This is a genomic window from Citrobacter braakii (assembly GCF_009648935.1).
GTDB lineage: Bacteria > Pseudomonadota > Gammaproteobacteria > Enterobacterales > Enterobacteriaceae > Citrobacter > Citrobacter braakii.
Map to the genome: position 1 here is coordinate 3296032 of NZ_CP045771.1, position 23507 is coordinate 3319538.

At 51.0% G+C, this 23507-nt stretch carries 22 protein-coding genes; 15 read left to right on the forward strand and 7 right to left on the reverse strand.

The annotated features are described in order from the left end of the window. The first annotated feature begins 399 nt into the window (after window positions 1-399). The 4 genes from GFC06_RS15395 (at window position 400) to dbpA (ending at window position 4494) form a co-directional block, all read left to right on the forward strand. On the forward strand, window positions 400-1509 hold the full coding sequence (locus GFC06_RS15395; protein WP_153690331.1) for a methyl-accepting chemotaxis protein: 1110 nt from the start codon (window positions 400-402) through the stop codon (window positions 1507-1509). A 156-nt stretch (window positions 1510-1665) separates the two neighbouring features. After that, on the forward strand, window positions 1666-2649 hold the full coding sequence (gene zntB, locus GFC06_RS15400; RefSeq protein WP_016153198.1) for a zinc transporter ZntB: 984 nt from the start codon (window positions 1666-1668) through the stop codon (window positions 2647-2649). Window positions 2650-2924: 275 nt separating this feature from the next. Then, a complete protein-coding gene (ynaL, locus tag GFC06_RS15405) occupies window positions 2925-3092 on the forward strand; it encodes a proline-rich small protein YnaL (RefSeq protein ID WP_016153197.1) in 168 nt (55 codons plus the stop codon). A 28-nt stretch (window positions 3093-3120) separates the two neighbouring features. Beyond that, a complete protein-coding gene (dbpA, locus tag GFC06_RS15410) occupies window positions 3121-4494 on the forward strand; it encodes an ATP-dependent RNA helicase DbpA (protein ID WP_104652046.1) in 1374 nt (457 codons plus the stop codon). Window positions 4495-4543: 49 nt separating this feature from the next. Here the strand turns inward: dbpA and ttcA are convergent, their stop codons facing one another. The 5 genes from ttcA to nifJ form a co-directional block, all read right to left on the reverse strand. Beyond that, entirely contained in the window at window positions 4544-5479 is a 936-nt protein-coding gene (ttcA, locus tag GFC06_RS15415; RefSeq protein WP_153690332.1) for a tRNA 2-thiocytidine(32) synthetase TtcA, read from the reverse strand. Window positions 5480-5677: 198 nt separating this feature from the next. Then, window positions 5678-6112, reverse strand: a complete 435-nt coding sequence (gene uspF, locus GFC06_RS15420) for a universal stress protein UspF (protein WP_016153190.1) — start codon at window positions 6110-6112, stop codon at window positions 5678-5680. An 81-nt stretch (window positions 6113-6193) separates the two neighbouring features. Beyond that, window positions 6194-6406: a KTSC domain-containing protein gene (locus GFC06_RS15425; protein WP_016153189.1), complete on the reverse strand. Its 213-nt coding sequence runs from the start codon at window positions 6404-6406 to the stop codon at window positions 6194-6196. A gap of 145 nt (window positions 6407-6551) precedes the next feature. After that, window positions 6552-7685: a porin OmpC gene (gene ompC, locus GFC06_RS15430; RefSeq protein WP_016156616.1), complete on the reverse strand. Its 1134-nt coding sequence runs from the start codon at window positions 7683-7685 to the stop codon at window positions 6552-6554. A gap of 366 nt (window positions 7686-8051) precedes the next feature. Next, complete coding sequence (gene nifJ / locus GFC06_RS15435) at window positions 8052-11576, reverse strand: pyruvate:ferredoxin (flavodoxin) oxidoreductase (RefSeq protein ID WP_153690333.1); 3525 nt, start codon at window positions 11574-11576, stop codon at window positions 8052-8054. A 274-nt stretch (window positions 11577-11850) separates the two neighbouring features. Between nifJ and GFC06_RS15440 the strand changes: the two genes are divergently transcribed. Continuing rightward, window positions 11851-12117: a putative hemolysin gene (locus GFC06_RS15440; RefSeq protein WP_003020360.1), complete on the forward strand. Its 267-nt coding sequence runs from the start codon at window positions 11851-11853 to the stop codon at window positions 12115-12117. Between the two features lie 13 nt (window positions 12118-12130). On the opposite strand, the gene hslJ is transcribed toward GFC06_RS15440, so the two are convergent. Then, window positions 12131-12550 (reverse strand): heat shock protein HslJ, encoded by a 420-nt coding sequence (hslJ, locus tag GFC06_RS15445; RefSeq protein WP_016153186.1) that lies wholly within the window; start codon window positions 12548-12550, stop codon window positions 12131-12133. A 112-nt stretch (window positions 12551-12662) separates the two neighbouring features. Then, window positions 12663-13652, reverse strand: a complete 990-nt coding sequence (locus GFC06_RS15450) for a 2-hydroxyacid dehydrogenase (protein ID WP_003833196.1) — start codon at window positions 13650-13652, stop codon at window positions 12663-12665. Between the two features lie 690 nt (window positions 13653-14342). Between GFC06_RS15450 and GFC06_RS15460 the strand changes: the two genes are divergently transcribed. The 10 genes from GFC06_RS15460 (at window position 14343) to GFC06_RS15505 (ending at window position 23485) form a co-directional block, all read left to right on the forward strand. Further along, window positions 14343-16982 (forward strand): YdbH family protein, encoded by a 2640-nt coding sequence (locus GFC06_RS15460; RefSeq protein ID WP_153690334.1) that lies wholly within the window; start codon window positions 14343-14345, stop codon window positions 16980-16982. Beyond that, the gene (locus GFC06_RS15465; protein WP_016156612.1) at window positions 16979-17170 is read left to right on the forward strand and encodes a YnbE family lipoprotein; all 192 of its coding nucleotides are present in this window, start codon (window positions 16979-16981) and stop codon (window positions 17168-17170) included. The genes GFC06_RS15460 and GFC06_RS15465 overlap by 4 nt, the downstream gene beginning before the upstream one ends. 7 nt (window positions 17171-17177) lie before the next feature. Then, a complete protein-coding gene (locus tag GFC06_RS15470; protein WP_153690335.1) occupies window positions 17178-17501 on the forward strand; it encodes a YdbL family protein in 324 nt (107 codons plus the stop codon). A 111-nt stretch (window positions 17502-17612) separates the two neighbouring features. Next, window positions 17613-18218, forward strand: a complete 606-nt coding sequence (locus GFC06_RS15475; RefSeq protein WP_153690745.1) for a CDP-alcohol phosphatidyltransferase family protein — start codon at window positions 17613-17615, stop codon at window positions 18216-18218. Beyond that, complete coding sequence (locus GFC06_RS15480) at window positions 18215-19132, forward strand: phosphatidate cytidylyltransferase (RefSeq protein WP_153690336.1); 918 nt, start codon at window positions 18215-18217, stop codon at window positions 19130-19132. The genes GFC06_RS15475 and GFC06_RS15480 overlap by 4 nt, the downstream gene beginning before the upstream one ends. 3 nt (window positions 19133-19135) lie before the next feature. Continuing rightward, window positions 19136-19777, forward strand: coding sequence for a lysophospholipid acyltransferase family protein (locus tag GFC06_RS15485; RefSeq protein ID WP_047501707.1), 642 nt, complete (start codon window positions 19136-19138; stop codon window positions 19775-19777). Further along, window positions 19770-21530, forward strand: a complete 1761-nt coding sequence (locus GFC06_RS15490; RefSeq protein ID WP_153690337.1) for a bifunctional alpha/beta hydrolase/class I SAM-dependent methyltransferase — start codon at window positions 19770-19772, stop codon at window positions 21528-21530. The genes GFC06_RS15485 and GFC06_RS15490 overlap by 8 nt, the downstream gene beginning before the upstream one ends. After that, entirely contained in the window at window positions 21520-22824 is a 1305-nt protein-coding gene (locus tag GFC06_RS15495) for a phosphatase PAP2/dual specificity phosphatase family protein (RefSeq protein WP_153690338.1), read from the forward strand. Before GFC06_RS15490 ends, GFC06_RS15495 begins: the two co-directional genes overlap by 11 nt. Next, the gene (locus GFC06_RS15500; RefSeq protein ID WP_016156605.1) at window positions 22800-23201 is read left to right on the forward strand and encodes a hypothetical protein; all 402 of its coding nucleotides are present in this window, start codon (window positions 22800-22802) and stop codon (window positions 23199-23201) included. Before GFC06_RS15495 ends, GFC06_RS15500 begins: the two co-directional genes overlap by 25 nt. 98 nt (window positions 23202-23299) lie before the next feature. Beyond that, window positions 23300-23485 (forward strand): hypothetical protein, encoded by a 186-nt coding sequence (locus GFC06_RS15505; protein WP_016153181.1) that lies wholly within the window; start codon window positions 23300-23302, stop codon window positions 23483-23485. Window positions 23486-23507: the final 22 nt, after the last annotated feature.

A 23507-nucleotide genomic window follows, 5' to 3' on the forward strand; every position in this document is an offset into this window, starting at 1 on the left:
TCGAAAAAAAGCCGTGATGATAAATCTAGCAGGTTTTGTCCAGTTAACCTGATAAAACCAGGAATGTTCTTGTGTTTTTGCAATGAGTATTAGAGCGAAGGGCAAGATATTGAAAATGACAAGCCATTACTTATATAAACATTCATAAAAATTATGTTTCTGTGTGTTTTATGCTCGTCACGTGCTCGCCATCACAATAATCTGATGGTGGGGAACATTACAGCCATTGGCGGGATAAAGTGCTGACCTATTATGAATGACTAGTGTAATTTATTGACTTAAGTAAAAGGTCTTCTGGCTCTCATTGAAAGTTCAGCTTTCGTCACAGAGCAATGGAAATCTGTATTGCAGATGCTATAAAAATAACATCTACGTTATTTCTTGGTGCACAGGGTTAAAATGTTAAATGATATTAGCGTCAGAACCTTTATTATTTTATTTCTGCTCATTACGGCGGTTGCGCTCAATGTTGTTGAAATGATTTTTTCGGCTACCCCAGAAATTATTATTGGTACTAATGCGGTAAGCATTATTTCTATATTATGTTTGTGGTGGTACATGACGAAATATCTGGTCATGCCGATTAATACGGTTAAAAGAAGCATTGAAGAAGTAACATCCGGGAATCTGGCAATCAGTATTCCAGAATTTGGTAATAACTGTGCGGGTAGACTAATTCCTGGCATCAATAGTTTATCAAGTAATATTTCAGCACTCGTTAATGAGATCAGAACATCCTCGCAAACGGCGATGGCGCTTTCTGAACAGCTGGCGGAACGCAGCGCCGAGCTTTCAGTGAAAACAGAACAGCAATCCGGAGCATTAATGCAGACGGCTGCCAACATGGATGAAATAGCGGTTAATACACGGAATAATGCTGATAACACGCAAATAGCCAGCGCCCAGGCAACAATTGCCACGCAATGCGCCCGTCAGGGTGGCGAATTAATGGTGCAGGTTGCGACAAATATGCGTTCAATCACCGAATGCGCACAGCAAATGACAGAAATTATTACGCTGATAGATGGTATTGCATTCCAGACAAATATTCTGGCATTGAATGCTGCTGTGGAAGCTGCAAGGGCCGGTGAACATGGCAAAGGTTTTTCTGTGGTGGCCGGTGAGGTAAGAATGCTTGCACACCGCAGTGCAGATGCCGCTAAGAATATTAAGCAACTGATTGCCCAAACCCATCAAAATGTTCAGCAAGGCGCTGCTATTGTGCGTGAAGCTGAAAAAAACATGCATGATATTGTCGGGGGGGCAGGGCAATTAAACCAACTGATGGGCGAGATATTAACCACTACGCAGGAGCAGGAGAAAGGGATTATCAGAATTACCCATGCTCTGGCCGAACTGGAGAACGTCACTCAAAGTAATGCCATTATGGTTGATGAGCTTTCTGACTCCTCAGGTATCCTGAAAAACCAGGTGATTGACCTTCAATCGCGAACGCATAAATTTCGCTTAAGTCATACGCTTGAATCAGAGAGACGCCAGCGGGCCTGAGAGGGGCATCTCGTAACCAGCGCCGCATTCGTCGGCGCTTTTCTTATTATCAGATACTTTTTATGAATCATTTCAGCACAATGGGACAATGAGATATTGCTTAACATATTCTGACAGCTAGACTAACGAAAAAAGCTGAATGTTTGTGGAGGCGCTGTGGAAGCCATTAAGGGAACGGATGTTAATGTGCCGGATGCCGTGTTTGCCTGGCTGTTGGATGGCCGTGGTGGGGTGAAACCACTGGAAGATAACGATGTTATCGACAGTCAACATCCCTGCTGGCTGCATCTTAATTATACCCATCCTGAAAGCGCGCAATGGCTGGCGACAACGCCTTTACTTCCCAATAACGTGCGTGATGCGCTGGCGGGTGAAAGCACGCGCCCACGCGTAAGCCGGGTAGGGGAAGGTACGTTGATTACGCTGCGCTGTATTAACGGCAGCACCGACGAGCGACCTGACCAACTGGTTGCGATGCGCTTATATATGGATGAACGTCTGATTGTCTCAACGCGTCAGCGTAAAGTCTTGGCGCTGGATGATGTGGTCAGCGATCTCCAGGAAGGCACGGGAGCGGCTGATTGTGGTAGTTGGCTGGTGGATGTTTGCGATGCACTAACCGATCATGCCAGTGAGTTTATCGAACAACTGCACGATAAGATTATCGATCTGGAAGATAACCTGCTCGATCAGCAGATTCCGCCGCGTGGTTTCCTTGCATTGCTGCGTAAGCAGTTAATTGTGATGCGCCGCTATATGGCGCCTCAACGCGATGTCTATTCCCGGCTGGCGAGCGAACGTTTTTCCTGGATGACCGACGACCATCGGCGGCGGATGCAGGATATCGCTGACAGGCTAGGGAGAGGGCTGGATGAAATAGATGCCTGTATTGCCAGGACCGGTATTATGGCGGATGAAATTGCGCAGGTTATGCAGGAGTCTCTGGCTCGCCGAACGTATACAATGTCATTGATGGCAATGGTTTTTCTTCCCAGCACATTTTTAACCGGGCTGTTTGGCGTTAACCTCGGCGGTATCCCTGGCGGTGGCTGGCAGTTTGGCTTCTCACTTTTTTGTATTCTGTTAGTGGTCCTGATTGGTGGTGTTACTTTATGGTTGCATCGTAGTAAATGGTTGTAACAACAACGTTTTTTAGTGACTTTTGCGCATGAAAACGTCCTGGTTTTTGAGCGAAGTCAATAAACCATCTACCTATTCGGGGCAATATCTCTCTCGCAGGTGAATGCAACGTCAAGCGATGGGCGTTGCGCTCCATATTGTCTTACTTCCTTTTTTGAATTACTGCATAGCACAATTGATTCGTACGACGCCGACTTAGATTAGTCGGCTTTTTTTTGCCTGCAGGAAATCAGCGTCTACCCTAAAAGAGCCAACCTGCATAACTGGAGGGGTATATGAACTGTCTGATTGCAACGCCGCACACTGATTCGCTACCGACCGACCCGGTTCCCATTCCCGATCCCATACCTCGTCCGCAGCCAATGCCGGATCCGCCACCGGATGAAGAGCCGATTAAATTGTCGCATCGCGGGCGCAGATCTGCGAGGATACGCGCCTGCTGATTGTGAGTTTTTACCGCGAGATTAAATTGTGACCGCTTTTTCAACCCTGAATGTTTTACCTGCTGCCCAACTCGAGAATCTTAACGAGCTGGGTTATCTTGAAATGACGCCTGTTCAGGCTGCTGCGTTACCGGCAATTCTGGCGGGGAAAGATGTTCGCGTGCAGGCTAAAACCGGCAGTGGCAAAACGGCGGCTTTTGGTCTTGGATTATTACAGCATGTTGATGTCGCGCTGTTTCAGACGCAGTCCCTGGTGCTGTGCCCAACGCGCGAGCTTGCTGACCAGGTGGCGGGTGAGCTGCGTCGCTTAGCGCGCTTTCTGCCTAACACCAAGATCTTAACGTTGTGCGGTGGGCAGCCCTTTGGCGCACAACGTGACTCCCTGCAGCATGCGCCACATATTATTGTCGCCACGCCGGGGCGTTTACTCGACCATCTGCAAAAAGGCACTGTTTCTCTGGATGCCCTGAATACGCTGGTGATGGATGAAGCCGATCGCATGCTGGATATGGGCTTTAGCGATGCGATTGATGATGTCATTCGCTTTGCGCCAGCTTCGCGTCAGACCTTACTGTTTTCTGCGACCTGGCCGGAAGCCATTGCCGCCATTAGTGGCCGGGTGCAACAAAATCCATTAACGATCGAAATTGATACCGTTGACGCGCTGCCGGCGATTGAGCAGCAGTTTTTCGAAACTTCCAGCCACGGCAAAATTCCGCTGCTGCAAAAATTGCTCAGTCAGCATCAACCTGCATCATGCGTAGTTTTTTGTAATACCAAAAAAGATTGTCAGGCCGTGTGTGACGCACTGAATGCGGCGGGGCAAAGCGCGCTCTCACTGCATGGCGATCTTGAGCAGCGCGATCGCGATCAGACGCTGGTACGTTTTGCCAACGGCAGCGCGCGCATTCTGGTTGCTACCGATGTGGCCGCGCGTGGTCTGGATATTAAATCACTTGAGCTGGTGGTTAACTTCGAACTGGCGTGGGATCCGGAAGTCCACGTCCATCGTATCGGACGTACCGCGCGTGCCGGCAACAGTGGTCTGGCGATTAGCTTCTGTGCACCGGAAGAAGCGCAGCGGGCCAATATTCTTTCTGAAATGCTGCAACTGAAGCTGAACTGGCTGCCAGCCCCAGCTAACGGCCCAATCCTGCCGCTGGAAGCTGAGATGGCGACGTTATGCATTGATGGCGGTAAAAAGGCTAAAATGCGTCCCGGCGATGTTCTCGGCGCGCTGACCGGTGATATTGGTCTGGAAGGCGCCGATATCGGCAAAATTGCCGTTCATCCGGCGCATGTCTATGTCGCTGTTCGCCAGACTGTAGCGCATAAGGCATGGAAGCAATTGCAAAACGGTAAGATAAAAGGCAAGACTTGCCGGGTTCGGTTATTGAAATAACCACTCGTCGGAGCGCCTGATGGCGCTCCGCTTATCCGGCACTATCGACTTACTTCACTTCCACGACGTTCAGGCGCAGCTCATCCAGTTGAGCATCATCTTCTTCTGGCTGCCACCCCGCAGGCTGCAACGGGATCTCTTCACGATCGAACGCTAAATCACCGCCGTCCACAACCTCTGAACCGTGCCTGATGCCTTTAAAATCGAACAGATTGATATCGCTCAGATGTGAAGGTACAACGTTCTGCATTGCGCTGAACATGGTTTCAATACGCCCTGGATAGCGTTTGTCCCAGTCGCGCAGCATATCGGCAATGACCTGGCGCTGCAGGTTAGGCTGTGAGCCGCACAGATTACATGGAATAATCGGGAAACCTTTCGCTTCGGAGAAACGCTCGATATCTTTCTCACGGCAGTAAGCCAGCGGACGGATAACGATATGTTTACCGTCATCGCTCATCAGCTTCGGCGGCATACCTTTCATCTTCCCGCCGTAGAACATGTTTAAGAACAGCGTTTGCAGGATGTCGTCGCGATGGTGACCGAGCGCAATCTTGGTGATGCCTAACTCAGTTGCCGTGCGGTACAGAATGCCGCGACGCAGGCGAGAACAGAGCGAGCAGGTCGTTTTGCCTTCAGGGATTTTATCTTTGACGATCCCGTAGGTGTTTTCTTCGACAATCTTATACTCCACGCCCAGTTGTTCCAGATATTCCGGCAGAATATGCTCCGGGAAGCCTGGTTGTTTCTGATCGAGGTTAACCGCAACTAAGGAAAAACTGATCGGGGCGCTTTGCTGCAAATTACGCAGGATCTCCAGCATGGTATAGCTGTCTTTCCCCCCGGAAAGGCACACCATAATGCGATCGCCGTCTTCGATCATATTGAAGTCGGCAATCGCTTCGCCCACGTTACGGCGCAGACGTTTTTGCAATTTGTTCAGGTTGTATTGTTCTTTCTTGCTAATATCTTGATTTTGCGACATTTAATAGAGGCTCAATTCATAGTGTGGCATCAGAAGAGTATGCATCACGCCGGATAGTCCGGCAAAAGAAGTCTGATATAAAAACTGTGGCGTGTATGGTACGGATAAGCGGGAAAAATGTCAGCACATTTAGGACAGGAATCGTGGGGTATAAGAGGTAGAAACAAAAAGCCCGCAGCGATGTGCGGGCCAGACAGCTTAGCGGACTACCAGTACCGAACACTCCGCATGACGCACCACGGCTGCGGCGTTAGACCCCAGCAGGTAGGTGGTGATGTCAGGTCGATGTGAGGCAATAATGACCATATCAGCCGGTAATTTTTTGGCCATCTCCAGAATCTTATCTTTTGGCGCACCTTCTGTGACATGAACGTGCACTCTGTCCGTTGGGATATTGAACTTCTTGATAATCTCTTCCAGTTGAGATTTTGCTTCGGCTTTCAGATCTTCCATGGCCGGTAACTCTGCCGAGTAGGCCAATCCCAGGGAAGCATAATAGGGCAGTGACGGAATTACGGTCAAAAAATGAACCTGTGCATCGTCAATTTTTGCCTCTGCTTCAACATGGGCAATAACACGTTGAGTTAATTCTGAGTCTGAAATATCGATGGGTACAAGAATCGTTCTGTTCATAAAACCTCCTGTTTAAGTATCCACCCAAAGCTTACCGCGTAATGGCACTTTATGTACAATGACAAAGATCACATTTTGGCATCACTTTATTTTTATTTCAGGAAACTTTCCTTTTATTACTCCATCGTAAAATCGACCTTTAGAAACGACGCTCAGGAAATCACGAAAAATACGAGCAGGGACATGCTGATATTGCAGAGTAGACAACTGGTGAAAGCGAATTTCTAGCGTGCGGGAGGATTCGTCATAGCCGACGGATGCAATACGGGATGATTTTACAGGATGATGATTCATTGCAGGTATCCTCTACTACAGGTCTTAATGCAAGATATCATCTATCAAAGATGTGTTTTAGCGCAACAGATATAATGTTTTGATCTGGATAAAACAGAATTGTTAGAACATAAAGAGAGCCCGCTGTTGCCAGCGGGCTGACGGATTAGAACTGGTAAACCATACCCAGTGCTACTACGTCATCGGTAGAGATGTCGTTTTGGCTGTAGAAGTTTTTATCTTCATCCAGCAGGTTGATTTTGTAATCAACGTAGGTGGAGAAGTTTTTGTTGAAGTAGTAAGTAGCGCCAACGGATGCATATTTCACCAGATCCTGGTCGCCATCAGATCCGTTTACACCCAGATCCTTACCTTTAGACATCAGGAAAGAAACTTCCGGACGCAGACCGAAGTCGAACTGGTATTGCGCAGTCACTTCAAAGTTCTGAGTTTTGTTGGCAATCGTATTATCACTACCGTTTGAGCCACCATAAGGGGTCATGTTGCGGGTTTCGGAGTACATGGTTGCCAGATAGATGTTGTTCGCGTCGTATTTCAGACCGACTGTCCACGCGTCAGCTTTATCACCGCCCGCGGTAGAATCGTTAACCTGCTCGTTAGTACGGTCAGAAGAGGTGTATGCTGCACCGAAGCTTACACCCATACCCAAATCGTAGGTCGAGGAGATACCGAAGCCGTCACCGTTAGAGTTCTTCATGTTACGATCGTCGCCACCGTTATTGGTGCCTTCCTGCTCTGGTGACTGATTTTCGTTCGCGCCCTGGTACTGCAACGCCACGTTCAGACCGTCAACCAGACCAAAGAAGTCGGTATTACGGTAGGTCGCCACGCCGTTCGCACGACCGGTCATGAAGTTGTCTGCTTTGGTGTAAGAGTCGCCACCGAATTCCGGCAGCATATCGGTCCAGCCTTCAACGTCGTACATTACGCCGTAGTTACGGCCGTAGTCGAATGAGCCGTAGTCGCCGACTTTAATACCTGCGAATGCCAGACGAGTCCAGGAGTCGCCTTTATCACCTTCGGTGCCGTTAGCCTGAACCTGATATTCCCACTGGCCGTAACCGGTGATCATATCGTTAACCTGAGTTTCGCCTTTGAAGCCCATACGCATATAAGTCTGATCGCCATCACTGTTAGCGTCATCAGAGAAATAATGCAGGCCGTCTACTTTGCCATAGAGATCTAATTTGTTGCCGTCTTTATTATAAACTTCAGCAGCGTGAGCAGCGCCTGCAGCCAGCAGGGCAGGAATTACGAGAGCCAGTACTTTTCTGTTCATTGAAATAATCCTTTAGTTTTTTTATTAACCTGTGACTACCCATGTAGGGAGTAAAAGCATGCTAAAGGAGAAGTTCCGTAAAGGGATAAATATGAATTGTTACGCCTTAAGTAAAACCTTAAAGAAATAATTCTACGGAAATGATGATAATTGTGGTGAATGTATGGATGGTAAATATATAAAATAAAAATTATACAAGTGAAGTGTGTTGGGCTATTCTGCGCCTGTTATATGCCTTTATTGTCACGTTTTATTTTTCGTTGACGTATTGATAGCTATTATTAATTAGCCAGCGAATAAATTGACAAGCCCGAACAACTGTTCGGGCTTTTTTTTGGGTTCCAGGTTAATACTGAGATAAACGCATTACTCGGTACCGCTCTTTTCCGCTTTTCCAGCCAACTGCGCAAGGAAGTCGTAGCGTTTTTGCAGATCGGCTGCGGCGTCTTTCCAGAGCTGTTCTGCGACTTCTGGCTGTTGGGCATTCAGGCGACGGAAGCGCTGCTCGTTAAGCAATGTTTCGGCCAGGGCGTCTGACGGTGGCCGAGAGTCCAGCGCCAGCGGCAGCTTACCTTCATCTGCTCGACGTGGATCAAAGCGGTACAGCGGCCAGAACCCGGTTGCCGTGAGCTGACGCATCTGATCATGGCTTAGTGCGAGATCGTAACCATGCTCTTCACATGGGCTATAGGCGATAATCAGCGACGGACCTGGATAGGCCTCCGCTTCCTGGATAGCTTTCACCGTCTGGTTCAACTGCGCGCCCAGAGATATTTGTGCAACATACACGTGCCCGTACATCATCATACTGACGCCAAGATCTTTGCGAGCTTTGCGCTTGCCATGCTCACCAAATTTAGTGACGGCCCCAAGCGGCGTAGCTTTCGACGCTTGTCCGCCTGTATTGGAGTAACACTGGGTATCCAGTACCAGAATATTGACGTTCTCGGTCAGGCTCAGGACGTGATCCAGTCCCCCAAAACCAATATCGTAAGCCCAACCATCACCGCCAATCAGCCAGATAGATTTCTCGACCAGCGCATCGGCATCGGTTAACAACTGCTGTGCGCCTTCGACATCTTTCAGGTGCTGGCGCAGTGCTGCAACTTGCTCACGGCGCACCTCTGGCGTAGCTTCAGCGTGCAGGGCGTCATTCAGTTCAGCCGGAATGTTATCGGCAAACTGTTCCACTAAACGCATGACGCGTACACGGTGCTGATCCACCGTCAGGCGGAAGCCCAGCCCAAACTCGGCGTTATCCTCAAACAGGGAGTTTGCCCACGCAGGCCCGCGACCATTGGCGTCGGTGGTATAAGGCGTTGAGGGCAGGTTACCGCCATAAATTGATGAACAGCCGGTCGCATTGGCGATCAGCATACGGTCGCCGTACAACTGCGTAAGCAATTTGATATACGGCGTTTCACCACAGCCAGAGCAGGCCCCAGAGTACTCAAACAGCGGTGTTATCAACTGCGAGGTACGAATATCAATGCGTTCCAGTTTAGTGCGATCGATTTCCGGCAGATTGAGGAAGTAGTCATAGTTAACTTTTTCTTCTTCCACGTGCTCAAGGCGCGACATCATATTGATGGCCTTGATCTCCGGGTTCTGGCGATCTTTCGCCGGGCATACTTCAACGCACAGATTACACCCGGTGCAATCCTCTGGCGCAACCTGCAGGACATATTTCTGACCGCGCATATCGCGTGATTTCACATCCAGAGAATGCAGGCTGGCAGGGGCATTTTCCATCGCTTCTGGTGAAACCACTTTGGCGCGGATAGCCGAGTGCGGGCAGGCGGCTACGCAGTGGTTGCACTGGGTACACAGCTCTTCTTTCCAGATGGGGATCTCTTCAGCGATATTGCGTTTTTCCCAACGCGTGGTGCCCATCGGCCAGGTGCCGTCTGGCGGCAGCGCTGAAACGGGGAGGGCATCGCCCAGACCGGCGAGCATTGCCGCGGTGACGGTTTTCACGAAATCAGGTGCGGCATCAGAAACCACCGGTGGGCGATTAGCGCTATGTGGATCAACCGGCTGAAGCGCCACTTCGGCGACGGATTCACGCGCCAGGGCCAGCGCCTGCCAGTTACGTTCAACCAGATCCTGCCCTTTGCTGCTATAGCTTTTCGCAATCGCACCCTGCAATTCAGCCAGAGCGCTGTCGCCTGGTAAGATTTGCGTCAGATGGAAGAACGCCATCTGCATAACGGTGTTAATACGTGCAGCCAGACCGCACTCGCGGGCGATTTTGGCCGCATTAATCACGTAGAAACGCGCTTTCTTCTGATTCAGAACAGCCTGAACTTCCTGCGGCAGACGTGTCCAGACTTCATCCACACTGTACGGGGTATTAAGCAGGAATATACCGCCAGGTTTCAGGCGCTCAGCCATCTGATACTTATCGATAAATTGCAACTGGTGACAACCAACAAAATCGGCTTGCGACACCAGATACGCTGAGCGAATAGGTTGTTCACTAACGCGCAGGTGAGAAACCGTCAGACCGCCTGCTTTTTTCGAGTCATAGACGAAATAACCCTGCGCATACCACGGCGTGGAGTTACCGATAATCTTGATGTTGTTTTTGGTGGCCGACACGCTACCGTCACTGCCCAGCCCGTAAAACAGTGCCTCGAGCTTCGCGGTACCGGGCAGGGTGTTTTCCGGTAACGGTAGCGACAAGTTGGTGACATCATCATAGATACCGACCGTAAAGCGAGATTTCGGCTTCGCGCTACTCAGCTCATTAAAGACCGCCATGACGCAGTCCGGGCCAAACTCTTTGGAAGAAAGGCCATAACGCCCGCCAATCACCCGCGGTAGCGTTTCTCGTTCGCCGCAGTTAAAGGCTTCCGCCAGCGCGGTCATTACATCCAGATACAACGGTTCAGCTTGCGCGCCGGGCTCTTTGGTGCGATCCAGGACGGCGATGCTCCGTACCGTTTCCGGCAGGGCGCGCAGTAAATGTTTGGCAGAGAATGGGCGGAACAGACGCACTTTCAGAACGCCAACTTTCTCGCCGCGTGCCAGCAGCTCTTCGACGACTTCTTCACTGGTTCCAATCGCCGAGCCCATCAAAATAATGACGCGTTCTGCCTGCGGATGACCGTAGTATTCAAATGGCTGGTACTGACGGCCCGTCGCAGCAGAGAAATCGTTCATCGCCTGTTCTACGTGATCGTAAACCGCGTTGTACCACGGGTTTGTTGCTTCGCGTGACTGGAAGTAGGTGTCCGGGTTCGCAGACGTACCGCGAATAACCGGATGCTCCGGGTTGAGCGCGCGCGCGCGATGAGCATCGATTTCTGCCTGCGGCATCAGCCCGAGGATTGTGTCATCGGCCAGCGGCACTATTTTATTAATTTCATGCGATGTGCGAAAACCATCAAAGAAATGAATAAACGGGACCCGGCTTTTCAGGGTGGCCATTTGCGAAATTAGCGCAAAGTCCTGAGCTTCCTGAACGCTGCTGGCGCACAGCATTGCGCATCCCGTTTGGCGCACCGCCATCACGTCGGAATGATCGCCAAAGATGGATAATGCGTGAGTGGCAATCGTACGCGCCGCAACGTGCAGCACAAACGGAGTCAACTGACCGGCCAGTTTGTACAGCGTCGGGATCATCAGCAACAGGCCCTGCGATGAAGTAAACGACGTAGAGAGCGCACCGGTATGCAACGCGCCGTGAACGGTCGCTATCGCACCGCCTTCCGACTGCATTTCTACGACACGAGGGGTATCCCCCCACACGTTTTTAAGCCCGTTCCCGGCCCAGGCATCTGCCTGTTCAGCCATCGTCGAACTGGGCGTAATCGGGTAGATGGCGATAACCTCGCTGGTACGAAATGCGACCGAAGCAACCGCACCATTACCGTCAATTGTGATCATACTGACACCCTTACATTGCGCAAAAAAAGGGACACGCGTAACAGCGGCGAATCCTGTAGTTATCCTTTTAGTTTAGCAAAAGCGCTAAAGACAGATTTTCGCTTTTGTGTCCCTCGAATAAACAGAATGAATGGTTTGATCAAAGGAGCAGCCAAAAAATTGCCAGAAAATGTAAACAGTGCGCATAAATGCGCATATTGCCTCTCGACGGCGGTGTTTCCGCTGCCTATTATTTATGGCTGTGTCGTTTGGTTAATATTCAGAGGGGAGTAAGATGCGTGCAGCGTTTTGGGTAGGGTGTGCCGCGTTATTATTATCGGCTTGTAGTAGTGAACCTGTTCAGCAGGCAACCGCCGCGCATGTCGCACCGGGGATGAAGGCCGCAATGTCCAGTTCTGGAGAAGCTAATTGCGCCATGATTGGTGGTTCGCTCTCCGTTGCCCGTCAGCTGGATGGTTCAGCTATCGGAATGTGTGCGTTACCCAACGGCAAACGCTGTAGTGAGCAGTCGCTTGCCGCCGGAAGCTGTGGCAACTATTAAGCCACCGTGTTTCCTACATTAAATCCGCGAGTTTATACGTCAGCGTTTGTTCTGCTGTCGCCAGTGTTAACTGGTCAGCAGTCAGATCGACCTGTGCGCCTTGCTTAAACATGTCGCTGACGATCCCGTCGAGCGCGTTAAGCTGTGGATCGGCGCACATCATGCGGGTCATCGCCATATCTTTAACCTTCAACTCGCCGTCGGACAGTTTGCCCTGACCGTGGAATTGATTACACATCTTTCCCGATACCGTCATGTTTTCGCCAAAACTCAATTCGGGTGGGTTATTGGCGACGGTGACGGCTTTACCATTCACGCTTTGCAAAACGAAGCGGTGATGCTGCAACTGTTCGCGATTGACGGAAACTTTTCCATTGCTCACACAGCCAGCCATTAGCATGCTGAGCGCAATCAACGTGACAACTTTTTTCATTCAATTTCTCTACGTTTGTGACGGGAATACATTCAATATAATAATGATACTGAAGATTTTAGCATCGGTGATTATCTGAAAATGCCCCCCTGAATCCAGGGGAGCACAGGGATTAGAAGAGGGCGTTTGGACAGGTTTCGCCTTTAGAGATCTGTGCCAGATTTTGCAGCGTGGTCTCAGAAATGCTGGTCAATGCTTCGGCCGTCAGGAACGCCTGGTGACCGGTGAACAGCACGTTATGACAGGCCGACAGGCGGCGGAACACATCATCCTGAATCACGTCATTGGATTTATCTTCAAAGAACAGGTCGCGTTCGTTTTCATACACGTCCATACCCAGAGAACCAATTTTCTGGTTTTTCAGCGCATCGATAGCGGCTTGTGAATCGATCAATGCCCCGCGGCTGGTGTTAATAACCATCACGCCATTTTTCATTTGCTCAAAGGCTTCGTGATTGAGCAGGTGATAATTCTCCGGCGTTAACGGACAGTGCAGGGAGATGACATCGGACTCCGCGAACAGCGTTTTAAGATCGACATATTCAACGCCTAACTCCAGTGCGGCAGCGCTTGGGTAGGGATCAAACGCCAGCAGGCGCATCCCAAAACCTTTCAGGATCCGCAGTGCCGCAATCCCAATCTTACCGGTACCGATCACCCCAGCCGTTTTGCCATACATGGTAAAGCCGGTCAGCCCCTCAAGAGAGAAGTTGGCATCACGAGTACGCTGATAGGCGCGGTGAATACGGCGATTCAACGTCATCATCATGCCAATCGCATGTTCAGCGACGGCTTCGGGTGAATAGGCTGGCACACGGACGACCTGCAGGCCGAGCTCTTTTGCCGCGTCGAGATCGACGTTATTGAAGCCGGCGCAACGCAGCGCAATATATTTCACGCCATGCTTTTTCAGCTCTTCCAGAACCGGGCGGCTGCCATCGTCGTTGACGAAGATACAGACGGCTTCACAGCCATGGGCTGTTTTGGCTGTTTTCTCCGTCAGCAGAAAGTCAAAGAATTCAAGTTCAAAACCAAAAGCCTCGTTAACCTGCTGCAGATACTTCTTGTCGTACTGTTTTGTACTATAGATGGCGAGTTTCATAAGACTTTCTCCAGTGATTTTGACGTCACATTAATCCAATTCAAATTATTTTACAAAATCTAAAAAGTTATTGATAGTCATAGGCGTAATGAATAATTTCAGCGCATCTGTTGTTAGTGTGGGCAGGTTACTCAATTTCAACAACTGGATATTTTTCCGTCCAACTCAATACCCGTAATCGATGCAGGTAAAAAGCCAGCCGAATCACATCCAGACAGCTACGCTTATACAGGTAGCAAATATCGGGAGGGGTCATGTTAACTCACTCTGAAGCAAAGCGATGGGCCACCTTAATGCTTAAGGCGGCATTATGTGATGGTATGAAACCTGAGGAGATTTCCCGGCAGGTACATCTGGTCTGCGATCATCATGGTAGGGAGTGCCTCGAAGAGCTCATTGAGGAAATTCTGATAGAAGCTGGTCGTTTAGGACCTAAACATAGCGATGGAGAACTGAGGCCTCATTGAGTCTGAGTTCTTTATATTCCCGACGGCACGTGTAACAGCGTGCCATATAAAATCATGCGTTATCTAATTGAATTAACTATTATTTTATTAATTCTCGTTGATTGATAAATAGTGCATATACTTCATGGGAATTTATTCTTAATGTGGGCATATCCTGTTAAACATGCCACAATACTGGCCTAAACCGGCTTAAATTTTCGCTAAATCAGGATATTAACTACCCATGAAGGGTAAATATAAAGCCGCTCTGGCACTTCTCTTATTATTGATTCTCGTGCCGCTGACGTTGGTGATGACGCTTGGCCTGTGGGTTCCTACGCTGGTGGGCGTCTGGTTACCTGTTGGCACGCGCATCGCGCTAGATGAGAGCCCACGGCTGACACGGCATGGGCTGCATATCCCGGAACTCCGCTATCTGGTCGATGATTGCCCGCTAGCGCGCATTACTCAGGCCGATCTTTCCCATCCCAGCCGCTGGTTGCTTAATGTCGGGACAATTGAGCTGGATTCCGCTTGCCTGGCTAAATTACCGCAGACAGAAGCGTCTCCGGCAGCGCCCAAAACGCTGGCTGAATGGCAATCGATGCTGCCCAATACCTGGATTAACATCGACAAAGTTATTCTCTCCCCCTGGCAGGAGTGGCAGGGAAAACTGTCTCTTTCGCTAACGCCATCGACCCAGCAACTGCGCTACCAGGGTGAAAAAGTGAAATTCCAGGGGCGTCTGCACGGGCAAAATCTCACGGTAAATGAGCTGGATATAGCCGCGTTTGAAGGGCAACCGCCGGTAAAACTGGTCGGTGAATTTACCATGCCGCTGGTTCCTGATGGACTACCGGTGAGCGGTCATGCGGTTGCTACTCTGAGCTTGCCGCAGGAGCCCTCACTGGTGGACGCAGAACTGGAGTGGCAAGAAAACAGCGGACAACTGATCGTTATGGCGCGGGACAATGCCGATCCGTTGCTCGATCTTCCGTGGGAAATAACCCGTCAGCAATTAACCATCAGCGACGGTCGCTGGAACTGGCCTTATCAGGGATTCCCGCTCAGCGGGCGGTTGGGCATGAAAGTTGAAAACTGGCAGGCCGGGCTGGAAAATGCGGTGGTGAGCGGGCGTCTGAACATACTGACCCAAGGCGATGCAGGTAAAGGAAACGCCGTATTAACGCTGGGGCCGGGTAAGCTGGGTGTGGATAGTAGCGACATGCCGTTACAGTTGATAGGCGAGGCGAAACAGGGTGACCTGATCTTCTACGCCAAATTACCCGCCAGACTCACCGGAAGCCTGAACGACCCGCAGCTGGCTTTCGAGCCAGGAGCGCTGCTGCGTTCGCGTGGACGGGTGATTGACTCGCTGGATATTGACGAAATTCGCTGGCCGCTGGCGGGCGTAAAAGTAACGCAGCGCGGCGTAGATGGCCGTCTGCAGGCTATATTGCGCGCGCATGAAAACCAGATGGGCGGTTTTGAATTGCATCTGGATGGTCTGGCAAATGATTTTCTCCCTGACGCGGGTCGCTGGCAGTGGCGGTACTGGGGCAAAGGCAGCTTTACGCCAATGCATGCGCGTTGGGACGTGGCGGGTAAGGGCGAATGGCATGACAACACCCTGAAGCTTTTTGATCTCTCCACCGGATTTGACCACCTGCAATACGGCACCATGAAGGTAGAAACCCCACGCCTGGTGATGGACGAGCCGATCATCTGGGTACGGGATGCCAACAAACCGACTTTTAGCGGCGCGCTGTCGCTGGACGCAGGGAACACCACCTTTACCGGGGGGAGCGTGTTACCGCCGTCAACCCTGAAGTTCAGCGTGGAAGGCACCGACCCGACGATTTTCCAGTTTAAAGGCCAGCTTCACGCGGGCGCGATAGGTCCCGTACAGGTAAATGGCCGTTGGGACGGGATCCGCCTGCGCGGACAGGCCTGGTGGCCAAAACAATCGCTCACCGTATTCCAACCGCTCATCCCACCAGACTGGAAAATGAAGCTACGTGAAGGTGAACTGTATGCGCAGGTTGCGTTTTCCGCTGCCCCGGAACAGGGCTTTGAAGCGGGCGGTCATGGGGTATTAAAAGGCGGTAGCGCCTGGATGCCCGATAACCAAATTAATGGCGTCGATTTTGTGTTGCCTTTCCGGTTTAGTGAAGGCGCATGGCAACTGGGTACGCGTGGACCTATTTCACTGCGTATTGCGGAAGTGGTGAATCAGGTGACGGTGAAAAATATCGCCGCCGATCTACAGGGGGCGTATCCCTGGAGTGAAGACAATCCGTTACTGTTAAGCGATGTCAGCGCCGAACTGCTGGGGGGCAAAGTCATCATGCAACAACTGCGGATGCCGCAGCACGATCCGGCATTATTACGGGTGCAGAATATCTCTTCCAGCGAGCTTATCAGCGCGGTTAATCCCAAGCAATTCGCCATGTCTGGCCCGGTCAGCGGTGCGTTGCCGTTATGGCTGGATAACGAAAAGTGGATCATTAAAGACGGCTGGCTGACCAACCCGGGGCCTATGACGCTGCGTATTGATAAAGACACGGCGGATGCCGTCGTCAAAGATAATATGGCAGCCGGTGCGGCCATTAACTGGCTGCGTTATATGGAAATAAGCCATTCCTGGACGAAAATAAATTTGGATAATCTCGGTGTCTTAACCATGCAGGCAACCGTAACTGGCAATAGCCGGGTGGATGGCAAAGTGGGGACGGTTAATTTGAATTACACCCATGAGGAAAACGTCTTTACGCTATGGCGTAGTTTGCGTTTTGGCGACAATTTACAGACATGGCTTGAACAAAATGCAGCGCTGCCGGAATCCCATTGCCCGGAAGGCAAGGAATGTGAGGAACAACAATGAAAACGATAGCTGCCATGCTGGGTCTGCTGGCTTCATCTCTGCTGATCGGCTGCACACCCAGAATCGAAGTGGCTGCGCCTAAAGAGCCGATCACTATTAATATGAACGTCAAAATCGAGCATGAGATCCATATCAAAGTCGATAAAGACGTTGAGAGCTTATTAAAATCGCGCAGCGATTTGTTCTGAGGTCACGATGAAAAAACAGCTTGCAGTGATCCTGATGGCATTGAGTTTATTCAGTGGCAATGGGTGGGCATTGACCTTGAATGAAGCCAGATCCCAGGGACGGGTGGGCGAAACGCTTAATGGTTATCTGGTGGCATTGCAAACCGACGCCGAAACGCAGGCGCTGGTGAGTGAGATTAATAAAGCACGCAGCGCCAGCTATCAGCAACTGGCTGAGAGAAATAACATTCCTCCAGATGAAGTGGCGAAAATGGCCGGACAAAAGCTGGTCGCTCGGGCTAAACCAGGGGAGTACGTCCAGGGCATCAATGGTAAGTGGTTGAGAAAATAATGACGAAGTTGTAGATAGAATCCGATTTGTTTTTACACCAAAGGAAAGTATTAGGCGGGTATTGATAATTAATTCACTATAGTCAAGACCGTAAATTATCAAGGAGTGATGATGACGCTTTATCAGATCAAGCCCGCCTTTCAGACACTTTTACGCCCATTGATGTTTTGGCTACATAAGAATGGCGTCACGGCGAATCACGTAACTCTCGCCGCAATGGCGCTTTCTTTTGTGACCGGCGGCGTACTGGTGATTTTCCCCCAACCCGAATATTTTGTTGTTCTGCCCATCGTGCTGTTTATCCGAATGGCGCTTAATGCGCTCGACGGCATGCTGGCGCGTGAATGTCACCAACAATCGCGCCTTGGGGCTATTCTAAACGAAAGCGGGGATATTCTTTCTGATATAGCGCTTTATCTGCCGTTTATGCTTCTCCCTGACAGTAACGTAATACTGGTTATGGTGATGCTGTTTTGTGCGGTAATGACGGAGTTTTGCGGCGTTCTGGCGCAAACGATTAATGGTGTTCGCTGCTATGCCGGACCGCTGGGCAAAAGTGACCGGGCGCTGGTATTTGGCGCATGGGGCCTGGCACTGACTCTGTGGCCGCAGCTTGTACAGTGGAACAATGTGTTGTGGGGTATTGCTACCCTCCTGCTGATATGGACGGTGGTTAATCGCTGTAAGAGCGCATTATGCGAAGAGGGGACGAAATGATGCTGCTGGAGCAGTCACTTGCGGTCATTTTTGCACTGCTGCTGGTTGCAACGGTGGTGAATGGCTTACTGGTGTGGCGACGGCCGGATAAAGACTGGCGGGAACTGACGTTACGTATTCGCACCTGGTGGCTAATCATCATCCTGTTTTCTCTGGCGATTTTAAGCCCACACTGGTTGGCACTGATCTTTTTCGCGCTGGTCAGCTTCATGGCGTTAAAGGAGTTTTTAACGCTGGTGCCGTCGCGTCAGACCGATCGCATGCCGTTGCTGTGGATGTTCATTGCTATTCCGATTAACTACTGGCTGATTGGCATTAACTGGTACGGTATGTTTGTGGTGTTTATCCCGGTCTACGCTTTTTTATTCTTACCCGTGCGGATGGTCATTGCGGGCGATACTCATGGCTTCTTGCGCTACGCCTCGCAGCATCACTGGAGCCTGATGACTACCGTGTTTGCCTTCAGCCATGTCGCTTTTTTGCTGGTTTTGCCTGATGACGGCAAACAAACCGGTGCATTGCTGGTACTGTTCCTGGTTGGCTTAACGGAATTCAACGATATTGCGCAGTACCTTTGGGGTAAATCAATTGGGCGCATCAAAGTCATGCCCAAAGTCAGTCCTAATAAGACGCTGGCGGGACTGGTCGGCGGCGTAGCGACCACCACGCTAATGGCGGCGCTGCTTGGGCCACTGATGACGCCGTTAAGCATTCCATTGTCATTGTTGGCGGGTTTTATTATCGGCATCAGTGGTTTTTGTGGAGATGTGGTGATGTCAGCAATCAAACGCGATATCGGCGTGAAGGACAGCGGAACATTGCTGCCGGGTCATGGTGGGCTCCTTGACCGGCTGGATTCTCTGATCTTCACCGCGCCGGTGTTTTTCCATTTCATTCGTTACTTTTGCTACTAACTTATGCTGAGTTCAATTCTGCGAACGCTGTTTACGCTGTGTATTGTCTGGCCGGTGATTTGGCTGTGGCTGGGGTTACGTATCAAGCACCGGGAACGTTTACCTGCATGCGGTCCGGCAATTATCGTTGCCAATCACAACAGCCATATGGATGTTTTTGCGCTGCTTTCGCTCTTTCCGCTGCGCCGCCAGTCGTCGGTCCATCCGGTGGCTGCCGCTGACTATTTCCTGCGTAATAAAGCAATGGCCTGGTTTGCGCTTAATATTCTCAACATTATTCCCATTTCGCGAAAAGGCGGAGAAACTAATCCGTTAGCGCAGTGTGAACAGGCATTACGCGACGGAAAGATTCTGATCCTCTTTCCGGAAGGTACGCGGGGTGAACCTGGAAAATTGTCATCGTTGAAATCTGGATTGTGGCATCTGAGCCAGCATGTACCGGAGGTACCGATCATTCCCGTCTGGCTACGTGGCACAGAATCTGTGATGGCGAAAGGGAACCGTATACCGCTGCCGCTGTTTATTGACGTCAATATTGGCAGAACGTTGCATTTTCATGGGGATAAACACCTCTTTATGAACGGACTCAGACAGCAACTGTTGCTGTTGGAGCAACAAACTAAAGGATTACATTCGCATGACTAATACACGAATACCTGACGAACGACATTTTGTGACCAGCGACAACACTGAACTGTTTTTCCGCCACTGGCCGGCTACGGCGCCGGGTGCGACGACGAAAGTGATCGTCATGTTCCATCGCGGTCACGAACATTCCGGACGGTTGCAGCATATTGTGGATGAGCTGGCGATGCCGGACACCGCATTCTATGCCTGGGATGCTCGTGGTCACGGCCACTCTCCAGGCCAGCGCGGTTATAGCCCTTCTCTGGCGCGTTCGGTACAAGATGTTGAAGAGTTTGTGCGTTTCGCTGCCGCTGACAGTAATGCCGCAATGGAAGATGTGGTGGTCGTGGCTCAGAGCGTTGGCGCGGTATTGGCCGCAACCTGGGCTCATGACTATGCCCCCGCTATTCGTGGATTAGTACTGGCATCACCGGCTTTCAAAGTTAAATTGTATGTGCCGTTTGCCCGTCCAGGACTGGCGCTGATGCAACGACTGCGCGGTCTGTTTTTCGTTAACTCTTATGTTAAAGGAAAATACCTGACGCACGATGTCGATCGTGTAGCGAGCTTTAATCTTGATACCCAGATCACCCGTGCCATTGCGGTGAACATTCTGCTGGATCTCTACAAAACGGCAGAACGCATTGTCAGTGATGCTGCCGCCATTACGATGCCTGTGCAATTGCTGGTGTCCGGGGATGATTTTGTCGTGCATCGCCAGCCGCAAATTGATTTTTATCAGCGCCTGAGAAATCCTCTCAAGGAGCTGCACGTGTTGCCGGGGTTTTATCACGATACGCTGGGGGAGAAAGACCGGCATCTTGCGTTCGACAAAATGCGTAATTTCATTACCACCTTATATGCTATGCCACTGCAGCGTTTTGATTACAGCAACGAAGATCGCTGGAGCCCTGGCGCTGATACCTGGCGGATGCTCAGCGGGGGACCCGCGCCATATTCTCTCGACGACATTGCGTATCGTGGCCTGCGCTATGGCATGAAGCTTCTCGGGACACAATCGACAGGCGTTCGTTTGGGATTTGAAACCGGCTTTGATTCGGGGAGTACGCTGGATTACGTCTATCGCAATCAGCCGCAGGGCAGCAGCGCGCTGGGGCGTTTGATTGACAAAAACTACCTCAACAGCGTGGGCTGGAAAGGGATCCGTCAACGTAAGATTCATCTGCAGATGTTGATTAGCCAGGCGGTTGCACAACTGGCGGAGCAGGGCACGCCGGTACATGTGGTGGATATTGCTGCCGGACACGGGCGTTATGTGTTCGATGCGTTGGCTGGCGAATCGGCGGTACGCTCAATTTTACTGCGCGATTACAGTACATTGAATGTGAATATAGGTCGGGAAATGATCGCCAGCAGAGGTCTGACTGACATTGCACGCTTTGAACAAGGCGATGCCTTCAACCGTGAAGAACTGGCGGCATTGGAACCTCGTCCTACTCTGGGGATTGTCTCTGGTTTGTACGAGCTGTTTCCAGAGAATTTGCTGGTCAAAAACTCTCTGGCCGGGCTTGCGGATGCGATAGCGCCAGGGGGCCTATTGATATACACCGGGCAGCCGTGGCATCCACAGCTTAAAACGATAGCCTGGTCGCTGACCAGTCATAAAGACGGCAAAGCATGGGTTATGCGCGTGCGTACGCAGGGTGAAATGGATGCGCTGATTCGCGAGGCGGGCTTTGAGAAGTGCACCCAACTGATTGATGAATGGGGGATTTTCACCGTTTCTATGGCGGTACGCCGTGCTTCCTGAACAGCGTAAAGTTACGGTGCAGGCGGTGGGCTGGTTACTGCTGCTGGCACCATTTTTTTTCCTTACGTACGGCAAGGTGAATCAGTTTACCGCCTGGCAAGATGCTCAGTATCAGAACGTTGGTAGCATCGTCTTTGGTTGGGAATCTGCTATTCCTTTTATTCCGTGGACCATCATCCCGTACTGGAGTCTGGATCTGTTTTACGGGTTATCCCTGTTTGTTTGCACCACGCGTTTCGAGCAGCGTCGGTTGGTGCTCAGACTGGTACTGGCATCGTTGATTGCCTGCGGCGGTTTTTTACTGTTCCCGTTACAGTTTAGCTTTACCCGCCCCGAAGTGACGGGCGCGGCGGGTTGGCTGTTTGCACAGCTCGAACAGTTCGATCTGCCCTATAACCAGTCGCCGTCGCTGCATATCATTCTCTGCTGGCTGCTGTGGCGGCATTTCAGTCGCCATCTGTCCGGCGGCTGGCGCAGACTGTGCGATGGCTGGTCATTACTGATCGCGCTATCGGTGTTGACCACCTGGCAGCATCACTTTATCGATATTATTACCGGGCTGGTGGCAGGCATGCTGATTGACTGGATGGTACCGGAACAATGCCGCTGGCGCTGGAGCAAACCGGATGCAGCCTGTCTGAGGCTGATGCGCCGCTACCTGCTGGGCTCGGCATTATGTTTTATTACCGCTGTGTTGCTGACGCCATGGTTGTTATGGCCAGCGCTGGGCTTGTTGATGGTCGGCTGCGGTTACGCTGGATTCGGCGCGGTGGTGACGGCGAAAGATTTACAGGGTCGACTGCCTCCCTCTGTTTACTGGCTATCATTACCGTGGCGTTCAGGAATGTGGCTGTCGATGCTCTGGTTCACCCGCCGTATACCGGCAGTAAGTCCGATTGCGGCTGGCGTATATCTCGGCAGTTTTCCGCGCTGCGCGCCTGCGCAAAAGGCGGTGCTCGACTTAACCTTTGAGTTTTCGCGTGGACGGGCGACAGCCTCGCACACTTATCATTGTGTACCGATGCTGGATTTAGTGATCCCACATGAAGCCGAGCTACAGCAGGCGGTGGACAGTCTGGAAACTCTGCGTGTGCGGCAGGGAACTGTGCTGGTGCACTGTGCCTTAGGATTGTCGCGCAGTGCAATGGTGGTCGCAGCGTGGCTGTTGCGTTATGGCCATGCGCCGACGGTAGAGCATGCCGTGGTGCAAATTCGAGCAAGTCGACCACATGTGGTGCTGACTGATAAACATCTGGAGATGCTGCAACAATGGCAACGGAAAGTGACAATGTAACAGATGCTGAGGTGCTTCAGCACGCTTTGCTACGGCACACGCTGGCAAGCTGGCGCTTCATTCTGCTTTTTTCCCTCCCGCCGATGGTGTGGGCGCTGTTTGTTGCTTCACCAGGTGTCGTGCGCGCCGTCATTGCATTGCTGTGCGCTGTGGTCTGGTTTGGTTGTTGGCGACTGTGGCTCGACCAGCGCTATTTTTCGCTGATTAATAAGCAAAACAACAAGCAGGCCGGAAACGCGTTGTACTTTATCTGGCGACGCGAACGGCTGAAAGCCCTGACGCTGGCTGAACGCCAGTCAGGTGCATTGCGACAATGTCGAAAAACGCTCTGTCTTGTTACAGTTCTGTGGGCTTTCTGGCTGGTGCTGCTACTGTAGTATTCATCTGACTTATTCATCGACATCGCAATAGTTGCCACACGGCATCAAACTGAGGCTGATATAGTTCAACACCGGTCGCGTTGCGGAGTTAAATCATGTGGCTTTTCAAGTGGTATGTCTGGAATCGTTGGATATTCAAGCTGTTAAGCCGGGATGTTGCCGAGCCAGAACAATTTTTGCTGCATTGCTGGGAAGAGAATCTGGCGAAGTGCAGAGATTATGCAACCATCTGGCGTGATATTAACCGCATTCACGGCAAACAGGTGCAGGTAAAGAAGTAAATGCTGGAGAAACCCTCCCACC